Raw genomic sequence first — 1418 nt, forward strand, 5'->3', positions numbered from 1 at the left:
GGTCACGTCCAGCGGAGTGGTGTAAGAGATCGGCCTTCGCGTGATCTGTTTGTGCAGGTTAAGCGGTGATTGCTTGCTGGTCGATCTTCTCGGTCGGTGCGTCGCCTGCGATTACGCGCAGGCGGGCTTTGGCCAGAAAGTCCAGGCCCATGTAGCGGCGGGCCTCGGTCCATTCATCGGTTTGTTCCATCAAGACAGCACCGACCAGGCGGATGACGGCGGTGCGGTCGGGAAAGATACCGACCACGTCGGTGCGGCGGCGGATCTCCTTGTTCAGGCGTTCTTGTGGGTTGTTGGACCAGATCTGCCGCCACAACTCACGGGGGAACGCGGTGAAGGCGAGCAGGTCGGCCTTGGCCTCGTCCAGGTGGGCGGCGGCATCGGGGTGCTTGGCCTCCAGCGAGTCCACGACGCGAGCATGCTGGGCGTGGACCTCCTGGTCGGCGGGCTGGTCAAAGATGGTCCGCACCAGCGTCGCCACCCATGGCTGCGCGGACTTGGGCACCTTGGTCAGCAGGTTGCGCAGGTAGTGGGTGCGGCAGCGCTGCCATGCCGCGCCCGGCAGTGTCGAGCCGATCGCCTCCACCAGGCCGCGGTGCGCGTCGGAGATGACCAGCTGGACCCCGGACAGGCCGCGTGCGACCAGGCCGCGCAGGAACGCCAGCCAGCCGGCGCCGTCCTCGGCCGAGGTCACCTCGACGCCGAGGATCTCGCGGTGCCCGTCTGCGTTCACCCCGGTCGCGACCAGCACGTGCACGTTCACGATCCGTCCGCCCTCGCGCACCTTCTGCGTCAAGGCGTCGACCCAGACGAACGCGTACGGCCCGGCCTCCAGCGCCCGGTTGCGGAACGCCTCGACCTGGGTGTCCAGGATCTTGCTCATCTCCGAGACCTGACTCTTGGAGATGCCCTTGATGCCCAGTTGCTCGACCAGCTTGTCGACCCGCCGCGTGGACACGCCCAGCAGGTAGCTGGTGGCCACCACCGACACCAGTGCCTGCTCGGCCCGCCGCCTGCGTTCAAGCAGCCAGTCGGGAAAGTACGACCCCGACCGCAACTTGGGAATGGCCAGCTCGATCGTTCCGGCCCGAGTGTCCCAATCGCGTTCCCGGTAGCCGTTGCGGGAGTTGACCCGTTCCGCCGAGCGTTCGCCGTAACCCGCGCCGCAGACCGCATCGGCCTCGGCCGACATCAACGCCTCGGCCATCGTCTTGACCATCTGCCGCAACAGATCCGGCTCACACGCCCCGATCTGCTCGGCCAACCAGCCCACAGGGTCCACACTGTTGTTCACGGCCATCGCGTTCGTTCTCCTTCGGTTCTTGGTCGATTCGAAGGATCACGCGGTGGCCGTCTCACGTCCCGACGACACGCCCTTCACCAGCGGAAACTCATACACCACCCCCGTGGACGCAACC

The 1418-nt window shown here is 66.6% G+C and carries 1 protein-coding gene; it reads right to left on the minus strand.

Translation table 11 applies throughout. The features are described 5' to 3' along the window. Positions 1-58: 58 nt before the first annotated feature. Positions 59-1300 (minus strand): IS256 family transposase, encoded by a 1242-nt coding sequence (locus ABD333_RS47365; protein ID WP_344549500.1) that lies wholly within the window; start codon positions 1298-1300, stop codon positions 59-61. Between the last annotated feature and the right edge of the window lie 118 nt (positions 1301-1418).

Source organism: Actinomadura fulvescens, from assembly GCF_039533225.1.
GTDB classification, from domain to species: domain Bacteria; phylum Actinomycetota; class Actinomycetes; order Streptosporangiales; family Streptosporangiaceae; genus Spirillospora; species Spirillospora fulvescens.

Coding starts and splice junctions, on each gene's coding strand:
- ABD333_RS47365 (WP_344549500.1), bottom strand. CDS start 1,300: ATGGCCGTGAACAACAGTGTGGACCCTGTGGGCTGGTTGGCCGAGCAG.